Raw genomic sequence first — 16,806 nt, 5'->3', positions numbered from 1 at the left:
TATGAGCAGCGAACAGAAAAAAACAGACATTATCTTAATTGGTGCCGGAGTCATGAGCGCGACTTTGGGAGCTTTGCTGAAAGAGTTAGCACCGGAATGGGAAATTAAAGTGTTTGAGAAGCTTGCAGGCGCGGGAGAAGAAAGCTCTAACGAATGGAACAATGCAGGTACGGGCCATGCGGCACTGTGTGAGCTCAACTATACTTCCGAGAAGTACGACGGATCCATAGATATCAGCAAAGCTGTAAAAATTAATGAACAGTTCCAGCTTTCCAGACAGTTCTGGTCTTATCTGGTGGAACGCAACTTGATTCGTCATCCGCAGGACTTCATTATGCCGCTTCCGCACATGAGTTGGGTGCAAGGGGAAAAGGATGTCTCTTATTTGAACAGGCGATTTAAAGCGCTATCAAAAAATCCTCTGTTTCAAGGGATGGAGTATTCCGATGACCCTGCGAAGCTGAAGGAATGGATTCCGCTGATGATGGAAGGCCGTACATCGAATGAACCGGTAGCTGCAACCAAGATCGACTCGGGAACAGATGTCAACTTTGGCGCCTTGACGCGCCTATTGTTTGATCATCTAAAAAGCCAAAACGTCGAAATCAACTATAAGCATGGGATCAAGGATATTAAACGGACCAGCGACGGTATGTGGAAAGTTAAAGTGCATAATCTGGATAACGGTAAAATTGAGTACCATACCGCCAAATTCGTCTTTATCGGGGCTGGAGGCGGCAGCTTATCCTTACTGCAAAAAACCGGCATTCCAGAGTCCAAACATATTGGCGGATTTCCGGTAAGCGGATTATTTATGGTCTGTCACAATCCGGAAGTGGTCGCACAGCACCATGCAAAAGTATACGGTAAAGCGAAGCTTGGGGCTCCGCCAATGTCTGTCCCGCATCTGGATACCCGGTATATCGGCAACCAAAAAGCACTGCTGTTCGGACCGTTTGCCGGCTTCTCGCCAAAGTTCCTGAAGACGGGTTCGAATTTGGATTTGATCGGTTCCGTAAAACCGAATAATCTCCTCACCATGCTGGCGGCAGGTGTAAAAGAAATGTCTTTGACCAAATATCTGATCCAGCAGTTAATGTTATCGAATGAACAACGTATGGATGAAATACGCGAGTTTATTCCGAACGCCAAAAGTGCAGACTGGAGTATGGTGGCAGCAGGCCAACGTGTGCAGGTGATCAAAGATACGGAGGGTGGTAAAGGAACGCTCCAATTTGGTACCGAAGTAGTTAGTGCCGCTGATGGGTCGGTAGCTGCGCTGCTGGGCGCTTCTCCAGGTGCTTCTACTGCCGTTCACGTGATGCTGGAAGTACTGGAGAAATGCTTCCCGCAGCATATCAAGCAATGGGAGCCGAAAATAAAAGAAATGATTCCTTCTTACGGCGTTTCACTGGAGGACAACCCGGAATTGCTCCAGGAGATTCTGGCTTCCCTAACGCAGACACTTGGTCTAAGTGAAAAAGAACCGCAAACGACCCCATAAACCATCCTTGAGTTGAACCGTTTCGTACGGTTCAACTTTTTGTATACAGTAGGATAAAGGCTCTATCCCGGATATAAGTCCTTATCCTCGAATGGAAACAATCCGGTTACGGCCTTGATCTTTAGCTTCGTATAAGGCTTCGTCCACCGACTTGAACAAATCACTTAAGTAGGCAGCCGCGTCCCTTGGCTGCCGGGCCGTGAAATCATTGATACTTAGAAGACCCATACTAATGGTGACCGACACAGGCTGGTCCACATTTTCGATACTCATCTTATTGAATTCTATGTTCGCTTTGAGCTGTTCGGCCAGGAGCAGTGCTTGTGACTCATCCGTATCCGGTAAATAAATAATGAATTCTTCTCCGCCATAACGGGCTAAGATGTCATCTTGCCGAAGCGTTTGCTGCAGGACCTCCACCGTACCGCAAATTACCGCATCTCCGGCCAAATGACCGTAACGATCATTGACCGCTTTAAAGAAATCAATATCTATCAGAATAAGTGTCGAAGGGGTGGGAGCTTCCCGGTTCTTGGTCACTTCACTCTCCAGCTGTTGAGTCAAATAATGACGATTATAGCATCCTGTCAAGCTGTCGGTGATCGCCATCTTCGTAAGCTTGCGGTTGGTCTGAAACAGCTCCTCCTGAACCTTGATTAAGGATTCGTTTCTTTCCTGCAGAATGCTGTTCTGATGATTAGTCTCCTCAATAAGACGGCGAAGTTCGCTCATATCCTGAAACGTGATGATCCGCCCCACCCTGACAGCATTAACCATAATGGGCGCGGCATGAATGTGGATGTATAGCTGGACGTCAGGCTGCCAGAGCTCAATCTCAGCCACCTCATCAGGACATTCCCGGTAACGAAGCAGGAAGTTTGCGTTCTCTACGGTGCTGCCGGGCAAGATGCCGGACATGTCGAACAGGTCACCGGCCTCCAGAAGCAGGAGGGGGTGCAGGGCCTGATTGATCTCCACCACCTTTTCATGATCATCAAGCACTAGAATCCCATACTCCAACGTATCTATAATATCCTGGTGGGCGATGGTCACAATATCAAACACTTTATCCTGATGGATTGTAATCACAAAGAAAATAGCCGAGATCACAATACCCAGAGAGGTGAACCCCGGGATGACGGGCAAATACTCATCTAGTACAACATTCAGGAAGATATCAAGCATAAGAAATACGGTCACCGCCAGTATCCCTTTCAGCATGAACATGACCTGGTTTTTAATCCGGGGCGCCTGATCGGAGACCAGGGCTACATAAATGATATATAAGGATACGATGGCATGGATAATGAGGATCGAAATATTGATCCAAAAAATAGGACCATAGATCCTTTCGACGTATCCGCCGTTTACCGGGAGAACAAACCAGCCTTTGGGATTCAGCACCACACCGAGCGATGAGATGATTGCCGGGATGAACAGGAGCATTAATATTTTCCGCTTGAGAAATTGCAATTGGCCCGAGAGTAGAATGGTGAAGAAGATCCAGCCGGCAGTCAGCAGAGAAGCATCTACAAAGGCAAGCTTCACATAAAACAATTGGTAAATGGGGTCCTGGGTGGTTCTGATGGCGAACTGGCAGTAAGGCCATATCATCATGGATAAATGAAATGCCAAATATACTTTATGCAGATTTGTGATCGTGACCGAAGCAAATATGTATACGAACAAAAGAAATAAAATGAAGCAAAGTATCAAATCAATCCACGACTCCAAAGCCAATAGGTGCACCCTCTTGCTATTATTAGTAATTTGAATCTGTATGGGTCTAGAGTCTTATATATTGATTTTAATATATAATCAGCATGGAAAGATTACAAGATATTAAGGGGATTAATACAGGAAAGTACCATTCGGCCGTTGAATATATCCGAAACCGCACTATTGAATAAGTAGGCGTATCCAGATACGCCCTAGCCGCAGGAGGAGAACAATATGAAGTCGATCACCGTTCAAAGTCTTACGGAAAAGTTTCATTTGGAGGTGCTTGCGGGTTCCAGCCGTATGGACCGTTTAATTACCCGTCCGCGGACGCATAGACCGGGGCTTGAGTTTGTGGGGTATTTTGATTTCTTTCCCATGGAGCGGGTGCAAGTGCTCGGGCGCAAGGAAATTAATTATTTATTGACGCTAAGCGTAGAAGAACGCAGGCTGCATATCGGGAATATCGTCAAATATCATCCGCCGTGTTTCATTGTGACGACAGGCCAGCAGGAGATCCCTTATCTGACCCTGTTCTGCGACCAGGAGGGCATTCCCCTGCTGCGGACAGCAGAGACGACAACCGAGTTCATAGCCAAGCTGGACAGCTATCTGGTGAAGACACTGGCGCCCGAGCTGTCGATCCATGGCGTATGCGTCAACGTATCGGGCATAGGCATTCTGCTCAGGGGCAAGTCCGGGATCGGCAAAAGCGAAACCGCACACACGCTTATTAGAAGAGGCCACCGGTTCGTGGCGGACGACATAGTGGTGCTTAAGAAGCTGGGGCCGGCTACGCTTCTCGGGACGCATAATGAGACAACACGCGAGTTTCTGGCGCTGCGGAGCATCGGGCTGATTAATGTCGTACGCCAATACGGGCGCAGGGCATTTCAGGACGAGACACGAATCGTTCTCGACATTGAGCTGTCCCCATGGCGGGAAAATTCTCTGAATAATGAGCTGGAGCTGGTACCTCAGTTCACCGAATATCTTGGTGTCCAAATTCCGCATATCGAGGTCCAGCTTCAGCCGGGTCGTGATGTCGCCGGTCTGATCGAGGCAGCCGCCAACAATTGGTACCTGAAGCAGCTCGGCTACAGCGCCGTTGAAGATTTCATGAAGCGGATCGAAGATGGGATGCAGCCGTGAGCATGGGAGATAGGGTAGAAAGACAGACTGCGAAGGATACCCTTGGCAGTCTGTCTTCTTTTTTATGGAATGTCTTGGATTTATGTTTCTGACCGAAAGGTTTTACCGAGCTGATGACCCAGGCCGAAATAATGACGGAAATTATAGATTAACGGACTCCATTTTTGCGGATCGATATGATCTCCTTCAAGGATAATTTCTTTATGCGCATGTACATGCACAGCTTGGGTCTCAATAATAGCAAAGTCCGGGGAATGCTCAGGAATTCGAATGTTTTTTACGCGAGCTTCAATTTGTAGCGGGCATTCCATAATTCGTGCAGGTTGTACCGCCATAGACTGGGTAGGAGTCAATCCACTTATAGCATATTTATCTTTTTGATAGGAGAATCCATATTTCTGCTTATGTTCTGGAACTGGATTTTTGCCGGTATAAGGCGCTAGTTGTTCTACATTCTCCCAAAGGGAAGGGCTCGGAATATTAATTACACACTCAGGCAGCCGTTCTAAATTTTCAATCGCTTTCCCCTCCAGACCAACCCCTAGCACAATACAATCTCCCAATGCCCATGATGAAGAAATAGGACTAATATTTACTGTTCCATCTTCATTTAATGTATTTAGCAAAATGACCGGAGTTCCATAATAGAGAATTTTAGGTTTAATCACTTCTGTCTGTGACATCTGGTTCGTATTGTTCATTAGTCGTTCTCCTCCTATTTGTATACATCCTCCCTGATTGTATAATATAAATAGTTCAATCATCATCGAAGTGTGGAATGCAAAAATGGAGGCCGAAAATGAAAGCAAATTCGAATGTAGCTGTGATTGCTTCTCTGGTGAGCGAAACTTCCCGTGCAGCAATATTAACTGTTTTACTGGATGGAAGGTTTCATGCAGCAAGTGAGTTAGCCTATATGGCAGGTATCCAGCCTCAAACGGCAAGTTTCCATTTAGCAAAAATGGTCAATGCTAACGTAGTTTCCGTTGAGAAGCAAGGGAGACACCGGTACTATGGGATTCGAAATCAAGAAGTAGCCCAGGTGATGGAATCCTTGTTATCACTCGCTCCACCGGCCCAAATTAAGTCTTTAAGACAAGCTTCAGATGATAAAGCACTGCGTTACGCAAGAACTTGTTATGATCATCTCGCCGGGAGTATAGGGGTTCAATTAACCAATGCCCTCCTTAGAGCAGGTATTCTGTGTGAAGATAAGGAAGGGTTTGCTGTAACTGAAGACGGGGAGGATTTTTTTGCAAGCTTTCAAATTGACCTTGAACAGGTTAAGAAGAAACGCCGCTCATTTTCACACAAATGTCTGGATTGGAGTGAAAGACGGCATCACCTTGCCGGAGCATTAGGGAATGCTCTTCTGGAGAAGCTGTTAGAGGTGAATTGGGTGCAGCGTCTGCCTAACACACGAGCCATAAAGATTACTTCTGAGGGCAAAAGGGGCTTCAAGGAAGTCTTTTCATTGGATGTTGAGGATGAACAGGGATAACTCTCAAGCCTTCAGGGTATGTTAGGGGAAAAGACATCAAGGGAGTGCATGAGGATGGCCAGAAGAAATAGAAAATATGCCGTGCCCGGGGCTGCACAGGGGATGCAGACATTCAAAGCAGATGTGATGAAGAGCGAAGGTTATGCCGTTGATCCCAACCACCCGGACGATGTAAAATACGAAGTAGCCAAGGAGCTGGGTATCCCTCTGCAGTCAGGAAACAATGGCGGTCTGACTACGGAATCAGCCGGACATATTGGCGGGAAAATCGGCGGCGCGATGGTCCGGGAAATGGTCCGTCTTGCCCAGGAGCAGCTTGCGAACAAAGACCAACCCTAAGCCATGAAGCTGCAGCAGCAGCTATACAGGCTTGCGTGCTTCTTCCGGATCACCTACATCATTCTTAACATAGCTAACTCCGTCCCTCTGGGGACGGTTTTTTTGCGTTCACAAGCAGCAGCCCGAGTGCTGTATTCATCAGGACTCAGGCTGCATGTACCTTACAGTGAGAATAAAGTGCGCAAAAGGCCGCGCTTTCTGGGTGGAGCCTGAAGCTTGGCAGTGGCAATAGGGCGCATTTCTTCAGAGGACAATGCTTTGCTGTTTGGTTTCTGGATCGTTTCTATGGATACAGCCAATTGCTGGATCATCTGGCGCAGGTCCTCGAGTTCTTCACGCTGCCGGAGCAGTTGAACCGAGACCACTTCGTCGGCTTTCTGGTCAAGGGAGTGTTCAATATGAACGATACGGGATAACAGCTCTTCCATAGGCTTATCCGGTGTGTGCAGGAGGCGCATATCCTGCAGCGGCTCTGCCGGCTCAGGTTGTTTGTTACCCGCCAGATTAATACTATCCAAGGTCTCCCCATGCTCGATTCGCTCTTTAATAGATTTTAGCAGGCCGATTTCCTGCCCGGTGAAGATGTAGTGCCCAAATCGGTCCTTTGGAAAGAAATTAGGGAACATGGCGGCCCAACGTTTGATTGTCGTCTGGCTAACGGACAGCAGTTCTGCGGCTTCCTTTGTTTTTAACATTTCCATTTCGATTCCTCCGCTTCGGGGTGTTTGCTATAACCAATTCGTTGTCTTTAAGCGACTCCCTGCAAGGGTGACAAAGGAGGTGTCTATTCGCTAAACAAAGTGCTATTACGAGCAAACATACGCTTAGCTGAAGGATACTGTTCTACAAAAAGGGCCATTTCGTGCAGTCTATCCAGATGATAGATTAATAGGTTATTGCTGCTTATTATATACCCAAGCCCCTTCACAGCTTGTGCATAAAATATAAAGAGACTCATTTTTGCCGAGTTTCAAAGATTGCAGATTTTAAGAGTGAGGAGGATGGTTATGAAAGGATTAATCTTATGCGCCGGCAAGGGAACAAGACTTCGGCCTTCGACTTATACCAAACCCAAATGCATGTTGCCTGTTAACGGGGAGTATATTCTTGTCTCCATCATTAAGAAGCTTGTTGCGGCCGGTATTACCGATATTGGAATCGTAGTGAACGCTACACAAGGGGAGATCCGGGAAACGATCGGGGCTGGGGAGCGGTGGAACGCCTCATTAACCTTTCTGCTGCAAGATGAAGCTAAGGGTCTGGCGGATGCGGTCAAAAGTGCAAAGTCTTTTATGGCGGATTCTCCTTTTGTATTGATGCTTGGCGATAATTTATATGAGGGGGATATAGAGCCCTTGATTCGCTCACTGGACGCGGATCATTCTGAGGCTTCGATATTGCTTCAGCGGGTCGAGGACCCCAGTCAATTTGGTGTTGCTGTGATTGAGGACCAGCAAATTGTCAGTCTGGAGGAGAAGCCGAAATCTCCGAAATCCAACTTGGCTATTGTCGGCGTCTATGCTTTAACTGCGGCAATCTGGCCGGTCATTGAGAGACTTACGCCTTCTCCCCGTGGAGAATATGAGTTGACTGATGCCATTCAAATGATCATCTCACAAGGCGGGCATGTGGCGTACAGTGTGACGGAAGCGCCATTTTTTGATATCGGAACCCATGAACGCTGGCTTGAGGCGAATCGTTACAAGATGGATCATGATCCAAAGAACTTTGCAGACCGCTCTGATCCGAACAGTAAGGTTCAGTGGATTCCTCCTGTCATTGTTGACCCAACCGCCCTCGTAATGAACAGTGTGATTGGACCCCATGTGTATATTGGGCCGAATTGTGTCGTCGAAGATTGCATTCTTACCAATAGCATTTTGACGGATGAGGTACGGTTGTCCCATGTCCATGCGGCAGGAAGTGTATTTGGATCACATGTTCATCTGGCCGAACAGGAAATTCAGGAGCAGCCGGCGCGTCATATTCTGGGCGATCGTTCAACGGTCACAAGACTCCATTCTGACCCGCAAAACGACGATTCAAAATAAATTAGATACGTACTGGGGAATAGTCCAATCCAGACACAGGGATAAACATACACTTAAAGTAGTCTAATGCATCAGACAAATGTGCAGAAGTATACTTTTAAGGGCAGGTGATCCTTGAGAATGATTGAGCTGGTTTTGACGATCAATGACAAAGATGGGAGCTATACCGAACATGCTGGTGTTGTACTTGCATCAATCTTTTCCAATACCCAGCAACCGATCAATGTGCACATTGTGCACGATGATACCTTAAGCGAAGAAAACAAGTGGAAGCTTACCCAGCTGGTGGAAACATTCTATCACAACATTTATTTTTATCATGTTACTGTTCCTGATGACTTGAAAGAGGTTGCGTCCGGTGTGCAAAAAATCGACTATTGGACGATAGCCAGTATGTACCGTTTGTTGTTTCCGCTAATTCTTCAGGTTGACAGGGTTATTTATCTGGACTGCGACATTTTGGTCAATATGGATATTAACGAATTGTGGAGCGTCGATCTGGGAGAACGCTATTTGGGCGCAGTACTGGATCAGGGCGAAAATATGCTGGAGTACTTTATTTCACTTGGATTAAATGCGGAGGTGTATTTCAACTCGGGAGTCATTTTGTTCCAGCTAGACAATATCCGCAAGCATCCGAACTGGTATGGAGAAATGCTTCATTTCTTGCGCTATTATCCAACGATGACCATGCCTGATCAGGATGTTCTGAATGCCGTGTACAGCTCCAACTTTTTGCAGATGGATCTGCGGTTTAATACGTTCGCCAATGATGAGCTGGATTTAGATAATAAAATTGTTCATTTCGCCGGAGACACCAAATGGTGGGAGCCGGAGTCTCCCGCATCACCGCTGTACAATAGGTTCCTTTCCATGACTCCATGGTCTAAAGAATTCACACCAGAGCCAGTTTATGAACCGGAGCCGGTCTACATCGCCCCTGAGCCACCCGCCCAGGAAATCCATCATGTAGAAGAAATCCATCATGTAGAAGAGGTACAGCATGTGGAAGAGGTGCATCAGCCTGCAGAAATACTGCTTCCGCCGCCACCGCCACCACCGCCACCACCGCCACCACCGCCACCCATAGTCCCTGAGGTGGCCCCACCGGCTCCGGCGAAGCCTCCCGTAAAGCGGCACAGACTGAAACGCCGTAGAGTGTTGCGGTTAAAATTAAGACTGAGAAGAAAAAGTTTGATCCGTCTCAAATTCCGCTCTCTCAAGCGGGTAAGGCTGATTAAAGGACACCGTGCAAAGAAGAGAAAAGCACGCAAATTGGCAATGAGAAGGCAACGTTTGGCCAGAAAAAAGAGAATTCATGTGGTAAGAAGAAAACGTGCGTTAAAGCGTACCTCATAAGGACCTGTGCCAAGGATCTGTCCAGTGATCCGGTATCTAAAGAAACCACTCCGCTCAGGAGTGGTTTCTTTAAGGATTGCCAATAGGGAAGGATTATGGGACTATATAGAAAAACAGCAAATGGGGAACAACAATACTATGTCGTATTTACCAAAATGTCCAAAATGTAATTCGGAATACACTTATGAGGATGGCAGCTTGCTCGTATGCCCGGAATGTGCCCATGAATGGAGTCTGGAAGCAGAAGCCGGGGACAGCGAAGCTCAAAAGATTGTTAAAGACTCCAATGGAAATGTCCTGAACGATGGTGACACGATAACAGTGATTAAAGACCTGAAAGTTAAAGGAACGTCTTTGGTCGTGAAAATAGGCACAAAAGTAAAAAATATTCGTCTGATTGATGGAGATCATGATATTGACTGCAAAATTGACGGGTTTGGGGCCATGAAATTAAAATCGGAGTTTGTGAAAAAGGTATAAAAAGACAAAAGCGGCTTCAGCGATAACATTCGCTGGCCGCTTTTGTGCATCTTCCAACCCTTAATTATCTTGAATGCGGATCTCTTTAGCAAGAAGTTCACGGAATTCGTCCACATTGCTGAAAATGCCATCCGGCGAAACATCGTAGACCAGGCTCTGGAAAGTGGATAACCAGCGGACACCGTAAGTGCGCAGTCCGGCAGCCTTGCCTGCGAGGATGTCTGCATTGCTGTCACCTACGAATACAGCATCTGCCGGATCAAGGCCCAGTATGTTCAAAGCTTTATGTATACCTTCGGGGTCTGGCTTGGGTCTATCCACGTCATCCCCTGTAATCGTGATATCAAAAAAGTCCATCATGTTCAAAGCCCCGGTTGATATCTCAAACGCGCGTCTGCTTTTCCCCGTGATTACAGCAAGCTTCACACCTTGTCCCTTCAATAAATGAAGCAGATCCATAATTCCCTGATCGGGCTGGAAATCTTCTTCAAAATGCCCCTTCTCATATAACGAATAATAATCTTGAATACCTTGCAGAACGGAGGCTTTATCTTTGAAGTTGCCGCCAATGATATCTTCCTCTGTCGGGCCAAACATGGCAACCAGTTCGTCATTCGTAACCTCTCGATTATCGTATTGCTTAAACACGGCTTTAAAGGCACTGAAGGATACCGGCAAAGTATCGGCAAGCGTCCCATCAAAATCAAATAACACGGCTTGAATTGACATATAAAGAGCACCCCATAAATTGGTATAGGAAATAAAATACATTATATCAGAATCAATCGCTCCTTTGGATATACTCCAGAAATTCAAGGATGATTTCAGAAACAGCATCTTCTTTGGGCATGTGAATGAATTTGCTTATGTTTACTATATCTTCTTTATAGAGCTGAATAAGCTGCAGCATCGCTTCCGGGTCCTTTTGCCTGACAGCCTGCATTAATTCCAGGATCTGGCGGTCTGTGATCATTTCTGCATCATCTTTGTTTTCCATAGTGAATTTCCCCTCTAGTTGAGCTATTGAATAGGAACTTGTGTTCGCATATTAACATAATTTAAATCATTATTCAATATTTTGGGTGGAGTGCGGACCGCTTTATCCTGTTCCTCGACCCATGTGATTTAGGGTGATTTAAAGTGATATAATGGTGCCAGCTTCAGCTGAAGACACTGAAAGGAGATTTCTTGTGCGCATATCTGTGTTTTACAATCATATCGTGAGGGCAGGCGAGCAAACCGGGCTGACATTGGAGGAAGTACTGAATAGAGTACATGAGTTTGGCATCAGTGCGGTAGAGCTAGATCTGGAAGAGGCCTTAGGCTGCGGCAAGGAGGTCATGAAGAAACGGCTGGAAAAAGCGGGTATTTCGGTCGCGTCGATGTACGGCTTTTTTGATTTTGGAAATGACCCCGATGCCAAGCCGGGGTTTGAATTTATCGACACGGCGGAATATTTGGGAGCGGGAAAAGTGCTCATTATCCCCGGATTCGTGGATGAATCAGCAAGTGCCGAGGAGCGCAATAAGGCGCTGCAGAAGATGGCCGGGACCTTGAACAGTATTTGCGATTATGCTGAACGTAAGCGCATTCTTGTGACGATGGAGGACTTCGATGACATTCGCGCGCCGTTCTCCGGCTCGGATGAACTGCTCTGGTTCCTGGAGCAGGTGCCCAAGCTGCACATCACTTTTGATACAGGGAATTTCATTTACCGTGGTGAGGATGAACTGGAAGCCTTTGAGAAGCTTAAGCACAGAATCGTCCATGTCCACTGCAAAGACCGCTCACTGGATGAACAGAATGGGGGCATGCCGAAGCTGGCCATGAGTGGGGCCCGGCTGTTCCCATCGCCCGCCGGGGACGGCTTCATCCCGATTGAAGAGATTCTGACCCGGCTGAAGGCAAGCGGTTACGATGATACGCTGGCTATTGAGCATTTTGATGCAGTGGACCATTTGGGCTACATGGAACAATCGGCGGAGTGGCTTCGTTCCAGCTGGGCTAAGCAGCCGGTCTAAAAACTTAAACACAACATAAGAATGGCCATTTTACTTTGTAATCTTTTCATTTTCTCACTCCTTCAATCAAAGTTGAGCCACTTAACAAAAGCGGTTATACTCAGTGAAACGCAGGATAGTGAGAGTTGGATCACAGGGTGAGAAAACTTTTTGCGAAAAATTGAATGAATGAGTGTAGAGGAACGCTGGGAAAAAGGAGGACTGGGATTGTTTGATACAGCTGACGATGGGCAATTGATTGAGCGCATAATGCAAAAAGACCCGGATGCCCTCGATAGGCTTTACGACCGATATGAACAGGTGATCTATAGCTTTGCCTACCGGATAGTAAAGGACTCGATGGCGGCTGAGGAAGTGATGCAGGAGCTGTTCCTGCGTATTTGGAAGAATGCAGAGCACTTTGATGCGGCCAAGGGGAAGCTCACCAGCTGGATGTTCACGGTGACCCGCAATATTGCCATAGACCATCTTCGCAAGCGGAGCACAAGGGTTCCGCAGCAAGCCGGATCAGAGAGTCTGGAGCTGATCCAGGATCAGGCGACGATGACCGAGGAAACGGTCGAGCTGCTGATGGCTGGAGAGCAGGTAAGGGCAGCGTTGAGAGAGCTGAGCAGGGATCAGCAGCAGGTTCTGGATATGATCTATTATCAGGGCTTAACCCAGCAGGAGGCAGCAGACCTTGCATCCATTCCGCTGGGCACGGTCAAGAGCAGGGTAAGATTGGCGATGAAACAGCTCCAGAAGCGATTGAGCCATTGGGGAAGGAGGGAGCATGTTCATGACTGAAGAGACGAACGATAGATGTGAACGGGTTGAATTGTATGTTCTGGAAGCCTTGCCTGAAGATGAAATGCAGAAATTCGAAGCTCATTTAATGGAGTGCACAGATTGTAGCAAGCGGGTGAAGGAATATCGCGGCGTGATGGACCTGCTTCCTCTTGCCTCCGAGCCTGTTCAGCCGCCCTCGGGAATGAAAGCACGGATAATGTCCCGGGTACTGGTAGCGGATGCTCCGGCACAGGTCAAACGTTCAATAGAAGAGGAGCCGGTCCAGGCACTTCCTGTAGAACGCGAAGTGAAGACAGTTCCCCCGGCAGCGCCCGCCAAAAAAATCCCGTTCTGGCGGTATGTAAGCCTGGGTCTTGCTGCAGCGGTGCTGATTATGATGATCTATGCGGGACAGCTGCGGCAGGATGTGGACCAGCTCCAGCAGCAGCTTGCCGGCGGCACGAAGCCGGCACAGGAGCTTAAGGTTGATGAGTCGGTCGCGCTGAGTCCGGCGGCCAAGGATATTGTGGCCAGCGGTTTGGCAACGATTTTCGTTGACAGCAGCGGCACCCATCTTGTCATTCAAGCGGAGAATCTGCCCGAGCTGACAGGAACGGAAGTGTATCAGGTATGGCTGATCAAGGGAGATGCCCCGCAGAATGCGGGAACCTTTGTATCTAGTGAGGGGAGTGGCGCGCTCTATTATTCATTCAAACCGCAGGAATACGATACAGTGGCGATCACTCTTGAGCCAGACGCCGGTGGAGAAACACCACGGGGGCAGATGGTCCTTACCGCAGCGATAAAAAAAGGGTAACAGGGCAGGAATAGGAATTAAATCCCTCGATACCGAAGAAGACAAAGGGCCATCCAAGCGGATGGCCCTTGTTCAAAATATAAGTTAGTTTACGGATCAAGACGTGGGATTCGCTTGGAACAGACTGTTTTTGTACTGAATCAGCGGTGCCAGCCACACCATACCCGTGCCCCGGTATACATTGACCAGTCCCTCGCCGGAGGCCGCAGAGCCCATCCGGGTTTTGCCGGATTTCTCGACGGTGAAGTCCAGGGAATTGGACCACATTAACGCAAAGTTTCCATCCACCTTCAGTACATCATTCTGCAATTCGATGACGACGGCTTCTTCGGAAGGAATCGGTGCTTCCAGTGCCAGGATGCCTTTTCCTTTGGCGCTTAGATTAAACAGTCCTTCTCCTCCCAGTACGGCAGAGGATGCGTTCTTACGCGCAGTGACAGCAACGTCCAGTGTCGACTCACAAGCCAGGAACATGCCATCGTCAATGACGATATGGTCGTTGTCGACATCAATCAGCCACAAATATTTATAGGTGGTCTCCAGCAGAATCGTTCCCGTACCTTTGTAAAGCGGTTTGATTGCCGTGGTGCCGGTCACCGCACTGGAGACGATGTTTCTCATGAGCCCTCCAACACCCTTAACCCCGGAGGTCATTTCAATATTGCCAATCATATATTGCATCGCCCCTGCGCTCAGCATAACCTCACTGTTGCTCAGTTCAATCATAAGCTGCTTGTTGCGCATATTGCTTTTGCTCATGAAGAAGTTGTTTTGGGCTTCCAGCAGTGTGGTGCTGCTCAGATCCTCTTTATATTCGATGACCGTAAATCCGCCAAGCTGCTCCTTAATCACCACATTGCTGTTATCTTTCAGATTATTAATCGTGTAAGCCATAATATACACTCCTCCACCCTCGCAGATATTGTGACAATGCGCAGTTGCCTTCAAGGCATAGGTATTCGACAAGAAAGGGCAGTATCCTTGCTTTTCACTCTTGAATAATAACAATACGAAATATATAATATGGAGAATCTGACAAATGAGGTGAATGGATGTCTTTCCGTATCGTTCCGAGGAACTAGTAATCGGGCTGGGTAACACGCGTACCAGCTATCAAGGGGGCAGTCTGTCTCTTTGATCGACTATTACTAGCATTCGGAATGGTGTCGGGCAGTCATTTTACGGAGCCGGGACACTAAGCGGTTTAACTTTGGGCCACACATTTTTGAATTGTGGGGGTTCTCTGGAGTTGAACGGCGAGGGAAGTCCCGGCTTTTTTATATACTTCATTTGAAAGATTGGGGATATCTGTGATGTTGAGAAAATGTCTTGTCCATCTGAAAGGGTGGATTGTGCTGTATATCAGTTTAGGTTTTGCCATTCAATTCTTAAGCAGTCTGGGGATTGTGGTCTTTCAGAAGATCCTGGATAGGGCTGTGGAAGGAACATCTTTAGGAGAAATATCGGGTTTTATTGTGAGCTATGGGGTACTGCTGGGTCTGGTGGTCGTCCTTAACTATGTGGATGAATATCCCAGCGCCCATCTGTCGAACAGTATCACGGAGCGATTGAAGATCCTGGCGCTGTCCAAAATATCCAAAATCGATTATCTGGCCTATCAGGAGATGGGTACGGGCCAAATGATCAAAGTGATTGAGAACGGCGCAGCGGCCGGCAACAGCATTATTTACTCCTTTTTCCTCAAAACCCTGCATGAGCTGCTGCCCACGATCATCTTCAGCCTGATCTTCATCAGCTTCTACGATATGCGGATCATGCTGGTGATTGCTGCCGGCTATGTTGTGATCTTCCTGATCACGAACGTATTGCTCAAAGTTTTGTACCGGATCAAGTCGACCATACTTCAAGAGCAAGAAGCGATGTCCAGATATTCCATTCGTGGATTTATGGAGCTGGTCGTCTTCCGGACGAACAGAAAGTATGAGCAGGAGATCTGTAAAATAAGTGATACCGCAAGAAATATCATTCACAAAAGCGCTCAGCTGCAAATGATTCATGAGTCCTTTTTTGCAATCTTCGAACTGTTTATTACCGTTATCAAAGTGATTGTGCTGATCTACGGGGTGAGAAACGTGGTATCAGGTCAGGCCTCCCTTGGGGTGATGGTCGCATTGTTTATGTTTATTGATAAAATTTATACGCCGATTGCCATTTTCAATGTGCTGTTCGTGAATTATCGGCTGAATAAGGTAACCTACCAGCGGTTTGAGCAGTTCATCAATGCGCCGGAGGACCGGAATCTGGAGGCCGGAACAGCAGTTACGGAGCTGCGGGGTGCTTTTGAATTTAGAGATGTGTCTTTTGGATATGGAGAGGTTCCGGTTCTGCGGCAATTATCCTTTTCGATTGCGCCCGGAACATCGGTTGCTCTGGTGGGACTGAGCGGAAGCGGGAAATCGACGATCATCAAATTAATGGCCGGACTGTTGAAAAAGAGCGGAGGCCAGCTTCTGCTCGACGGCATGGAGTTGGATCAGATTTGTCTGAACAGCTATTACGAACATATCTCCTATCTCTCCCAGGACAGTCCGATTTTTGACGATTCGATCCGGGGGAATATGGTGTTCGAGCAGAGCCTTCCGGATGAAGAGCTGTATGCTGTTCTGGACAAGGTTCATTTGAAGGAGAAGGTGCTGCAGCTGCCGGACCAGCTGGATACCCTGGTAGGGGAGAAAGGCCTCAAATTATCGGGAGGCGAAAGACAGCGTTTGGCCTTTGCCCGGGCTATTTTGCAGAAGAGAAATATTGTCATTCTGGATGAACCGGTATCAGCCCTCGATAATATTACGGAGAAAAGCATCATGGAAACGGTCTTCCGCGAATTTCAGCACAAAACGGTGATCATTATAGCCCATAGGCTGAATTTTATTAAAGAGGTCGACAAGATTCTTGTGATGGAGAACGGCTGTCTTGCGGGCGAAGGGGATTTCGAGTCCTTAATGGAACATTGCGCTCCCTTCAGGGCCTTGTTGAATAATGGCAGGGGAATTGTGGAGTAAAAGGATCGAAGAAACGGCTACCGTTCTTATTAGAACAGTAGCCGTTTCTCTCTAATAACACTGATTCTTCCGCCA

At 47.5% G+C, this 16,806-nt stretch carries 17 protein-coding genes; 11 read left to right on the top strand and 6 right to left on the bottom strand.

Annotation, left to right across the window (positions count from 1 at the left end; translation table 11 throughout):
- Position 1: 1 nt before the first annotated feature.
- Positions 2-1,504, top strand: a complete 1,503-nt coding sequence (locus ACQ76X_RS32870) for a malate:quinone oxidoreductase (RefSeq protein WP_076114518.1) — start codon at positions 2-4, stop codon at positions 1,502-1,504.
- An 81-nt stretch (positions 1,505-1,585) separates the two neighbouring features.
- On the opposite strand, the gene ACQ76X_RS32865 is transcribed toward ACQ76X_RS32870, so the two are convergent.
- The gene (locus ACQ76X_RS32865) at positions 1,586-3,244 is read right to left on the bottom strand and encodes a diguanylate cyclase (RefSeq protein WP_438497977.1); all 1,659 of its coding nucleotides are present in this window, start codon (positions 3,242-3,244) and stop codon (positions 1,586-1,588) included.
- Positions 3,245-3,457: 213 nt separating this feature from the next.
- Here ACQ76X_RS32865 and hprK point away from each other — a divergent pair, with 213 nt between their 5' ends.
- Entirely contained in the window at positions 3,458-4,375 is a 918-nt protein-coding gene (gene hprK / locus ACQ76X_RS32860) for an HPr(Ser) kinase/phosphatase (RefSeq protein ID WP_438497975.1), read from the top strand.
- 80 nt (positions 4,376-4,455) lie between these two features.
- Here the strand turns inward: hprK and ACQ76X_RS32855 are convergent, their stop codons facing one another.
- Positions 4,456-5,076, bottom strand: coding sequence for a flavin reductase family protein (locus tag ACQ76X_RS32855; RefSeq protein WP_438497974.1), 621 nt, complete (start codon positions 5,074-5,076; stop codon positions 4,456-4,458).
- Between the two features lie 98 nt (positions 5,077-5,174).
- On the opposite strand from ACQ76X_RS32855, the gene ACQ76X_RS32850 reads away from it, so the two are divergent.
- Together ACQ76X_RS32850 and ACQ76X_RS32845 are read left to right on the top strand one after the other, a co-directional pair.
- A complete protein-coding gene (locus tag ACQ76X_RS32850; protein WP_438497972.1) occupies positions 5,175-5,876 on the top strand; it encodes an ArsR/SmtB family transcription factor in 702 nt (233 codons plus the stop codon).
- A 54-nt stretch (positions 5,877-5,930) separates the two neighbouring features.
- Positions 5,931-6,215 (top strand): alpha/beta-type small acid-soluble spore protein, encoded by a 285-nt coding sequence (locus ACQ76X_RS32845; RefSeq protein WP_438497971.1) that lies wholly within the window; start codon positions 5,931-5,933, stop codon positions 6,213-6,215.
- 161 nt (positions 6,216-6,376) lie between these two features.
- On the opposite strand, the gene ACQ76X_RS32840 is transcribed toward ACQ76X_RS32845, so the two are convergent.
- Entirely contained in the window at positions 6,377-6,916 is a 540-nt protein-coding gene (locus tag ACQ76X_RS32840) for a MerR family transcriptional regulator (RefSeq protein ID WP_438497969.1), read from the bottom strand.
- A 306-nt stretch (positions 6,917-7,222) separates the two neighbouring features.
- Here ACQ76X_RS32840 and ACQ76X_RS32835 point away from each other — a divergent pair, with 306 nt between their 5' ends.
- The 3 genes from ACQ76X_RS32835 (at position 7,223) to ACQ76X_RS32825 (ending at position 10,105) form a co-directional block, all read left to right on the top strand.
- A complete protein-coding gene (locus ACQ76X_RS32835) occupies positions 7,223-8,266 on the top strand; it encodes a sugar phosphate nucleotidyltransferase (RefSeq protein ID WP_438497967.1) in 1,044 nt (347 codons plus the stop codon).
- 120 nt (positions 8,267-8,386) lie between these two features.
- Positions 8,387-9,625 (top strand): glycosyltransferase family 8 protein, encoded by a 1,239-nt coding sequence (locus ACQ76X_RS32830; RefSeq protein WP_438497966.1) that lies wholly within the window; start codon positions 8,387-8,389, stop codon positions 9,623-9,625.
- Positions 9,626-9,763: 138 nt separating this feature from the next.
- The gene (locus ACQ76X_RS32825) at positions 9,764-10,105 is read left to right on the top strand and encodes a zinc ribbon domain-containing protein YjdM (protein WP_438497991.1); all 342 of its coding nucleotides are present in this window, start codon (positions 9,764-9,766) and stop codon (positions 10,103-10,105) included.
- Positions 10,106-10,165: 60 nt separating this feature from the next.
- Here the strand turns inward: ACQ76X_RS32825 and ACQ76X_RS32820 are convergent, their stop codons facing one another.
- Together ACQ76X_RS32820 and ACQ76X_RS32815 are read right to left on the bottom strand one after the other, a co-directional pair.
- Positions 10,166-10,834 carry an HAD family hydrolase gene (locus ACQ76X_RS32820; protein WP_438497965.1) on the bottom strand — a complete coding sequence of 223 codons (669 nt, stop codon included), beginning with the start codon at positions 10,832-10,834 and terminating at the stop codon, positions 10,166-10,168.
- A 52-nt stretch (positions 10,835-10,886) separates the two neighbouring features.
- Positions 10,887-11,102, bottom strand: a complete 216-nt coding sequence (locus tag ACQ76X_RS32815) for a hypothetical protein (RefSeq protein ID WP_341380185.1) — start codon at positions 11,100-11,102, stop codon at positions 10,887-10,889.
- 193 nt (positions 11,103-11,295) lie between these two features.
- On the opposite strand from ACQ76X_RS32815, the gene ACQ76X_RS32810 reads away from it, so the two are divergent.
- The 3 genes from ACQ76X_RS32810 (at position 11,296) to ACQ76X_RS32800 (ending at position 13,711) form a co-directional block, all read left to right on the top strand.
- Entirely contained in the window at positions 11,296-12,126 is an 831-nt protein-coding gene (locus ACQ76X_RS32810) for a sugar phosphate isomerase/epimerase family protein (RefSeq protein WP_438497963.1), read from the top strand.
- A gap of 207 nt (positions 12,127-12,333) precedes the next feature.
- Entirely contained in the window at positions 12,334-12,912 is a 579-nt protein-coding gene (locus ACQ76X_RS32805) for an RNA polymerase sigma factor (protein ID WP_438497962.1), read from the top strand.
- The gene (locus tag ACQ76X_RS32800) at positions 12,905-13,711 is read left to right on the top strand and encodes an anti-sigma factor (RefSeq protein WP_438497960.1); all 807 of its coding nucleotides are present in this window, start codon (positions 12,905-12,907) and stop codon (positions 13,709-13,711) included. Before ACQ76X_RS32805 ends, ACQ76X_RS32800 begins: the two co-directional genes overlap by 8 nt.
- Before the next feature lie 96 nt (positions 13,712-13,807).
- Here ACQ76X_RS32800 and ACQ76X_RS32795 read toward each other — a convergent pair whose 3' ends face one another.
- The gene (locus ACQ76X_RS32795; protein ID WP_038597999.1) at positions 13,808-14,605 is read right to left on the bottom strand and encodes an AIM24 family protein; all 798 of its coding nucleotides are present in this window, start codon (positions 14,603-14,605) and stop codon (positions 13,808-13,810) included.
- A 419-nt stretch (positions 14,606-15,024) separates the two neighbouring features.
- Here ACQ76X_RS32795 and ACQ76X_RS32790 point away from each other — a divergent pair, with 419 nt between their 5' ends.
- Positions 15,025-16,731: an ABC transporter ATP-binding protein gene (locus ACQ76X_RS32790; protein WP_438497959.1), complete on the top strand. Its 1,707-nt coding sequence runs from the start codon at positions 15,025-15,027 to the stop codon at positions 16,729-16,731.
- Positions 16,732-16,806 lie beyond the last annotated feature (75 nt).

The organism is Paenibacillus sp. IHBB 3054, assembly GCF_051594305.1.
In the GTDB taxonomy this organism is placed as follows: domain Bacteria; phylum Bacillota; class Bacilli; order Paenibacillales; family Paenibacillaceae; genus Paenibacillus_AQ.
Note: the sequence above shows the minus strand (reverse complement) of the source record. Positions and strands in the feature narration are given on the sequence as shown.

Coding starts and splice junctions, on each gene's coding strand:
- ACQ76X_RS32840 (WP_438497969.1), bottom strand. CDS start 6,916: ATGGAAATGTTAAAAACAAAGGAAGCCGCAGAACTGCTGTCCGTTAGC.
- hprK (WP_438497975.1), top strand. CDS start 3,458: ATGAAGTCGATCACCGTTCAAAGTCTTACGGAAAAGTTTCATTTGGAG.
- ACQ76X_RS32800 (WP_438497960.1), top strand. CDS start 12,905: ATGACTGAAGAGACGAACGATAGATGTGAACGGGTTGAATTGTATGTT.
- ACQ76X_RS32835 (WP_438497967.1), top strand. CDS start 7,223: ATGAAAGGATTAATCTTATGCGCCGGCAAGGGAACAAGACTTCGGCCT.
- ACQ76X_RS32815 (WP_341380185.1), bottom strand. CDS start 11,102: ATGGAAAACAAAGATGATGCAGAAATGATCACAGACCGCCAGATCCTG.
- ACQ76X_RS32830 (WP_438497966.1), top strand. CDS start 8,387: ATGATTGAGCTGGTTTTGACGATCAATGACAAAGATGGGAGCTATACC.
- ACQ76X_RS32850 (WP_438497972.1), top strand. CDS start 5,175: ATGAAAGCAAATTCGAATGTAGCTGTGATTGCTTCTCTGGTGAGCGAA.
- ACQ76X_RS32870 (WP_076114518.1), top strand. CDS start 2: ATGAGCAGCGAACAGAAAAAAACAGACATTATCTTAATTGGTGCCGGA.
- ACQ76X_RS32790 (WP_438497959.1), top strand. CDS start 15,025: ATGTTGAGAAAATGTCTTGTCCATCTGAAAGGGTGGATTGTGCTGTAT.
- ACQ76X_RS32855 (WP_438497974.1), bottom strand. CDS start 5,076: ATGAACAATACGAACCAGATGTCACAGACAGAAGTGATTAAACCTAAA.
- ACQ76X_RS32845 (WP_438497971.1), top strand. CDS start 5,931: ATGGCCAGAAGAAATAGAAAATATGCCGTGCCCGGGGCTGCACAGGGG.
- ACQ76X_RS32795 (WP_038597999.1), bottom strand. CDS start 14,605: ATGGCTTACACGATTAATAATCTGAAAGATAACAGCAATGTGGTGATT.
- ACQ76X_RS32820 (WP_438497965.1), bottom strand. CDS start 10,834: ATGTCAATTCAAGCCGTGTTATTTGATTTTGATGGGACGCTTGCCGAT.
- ACQ76X_RS32825 (WP_438497991.1), top strand. CDS start 9,764: ATGTCGTATTTACCAAAATGTCCAAAATGTAATTCGGAATACACTTAT.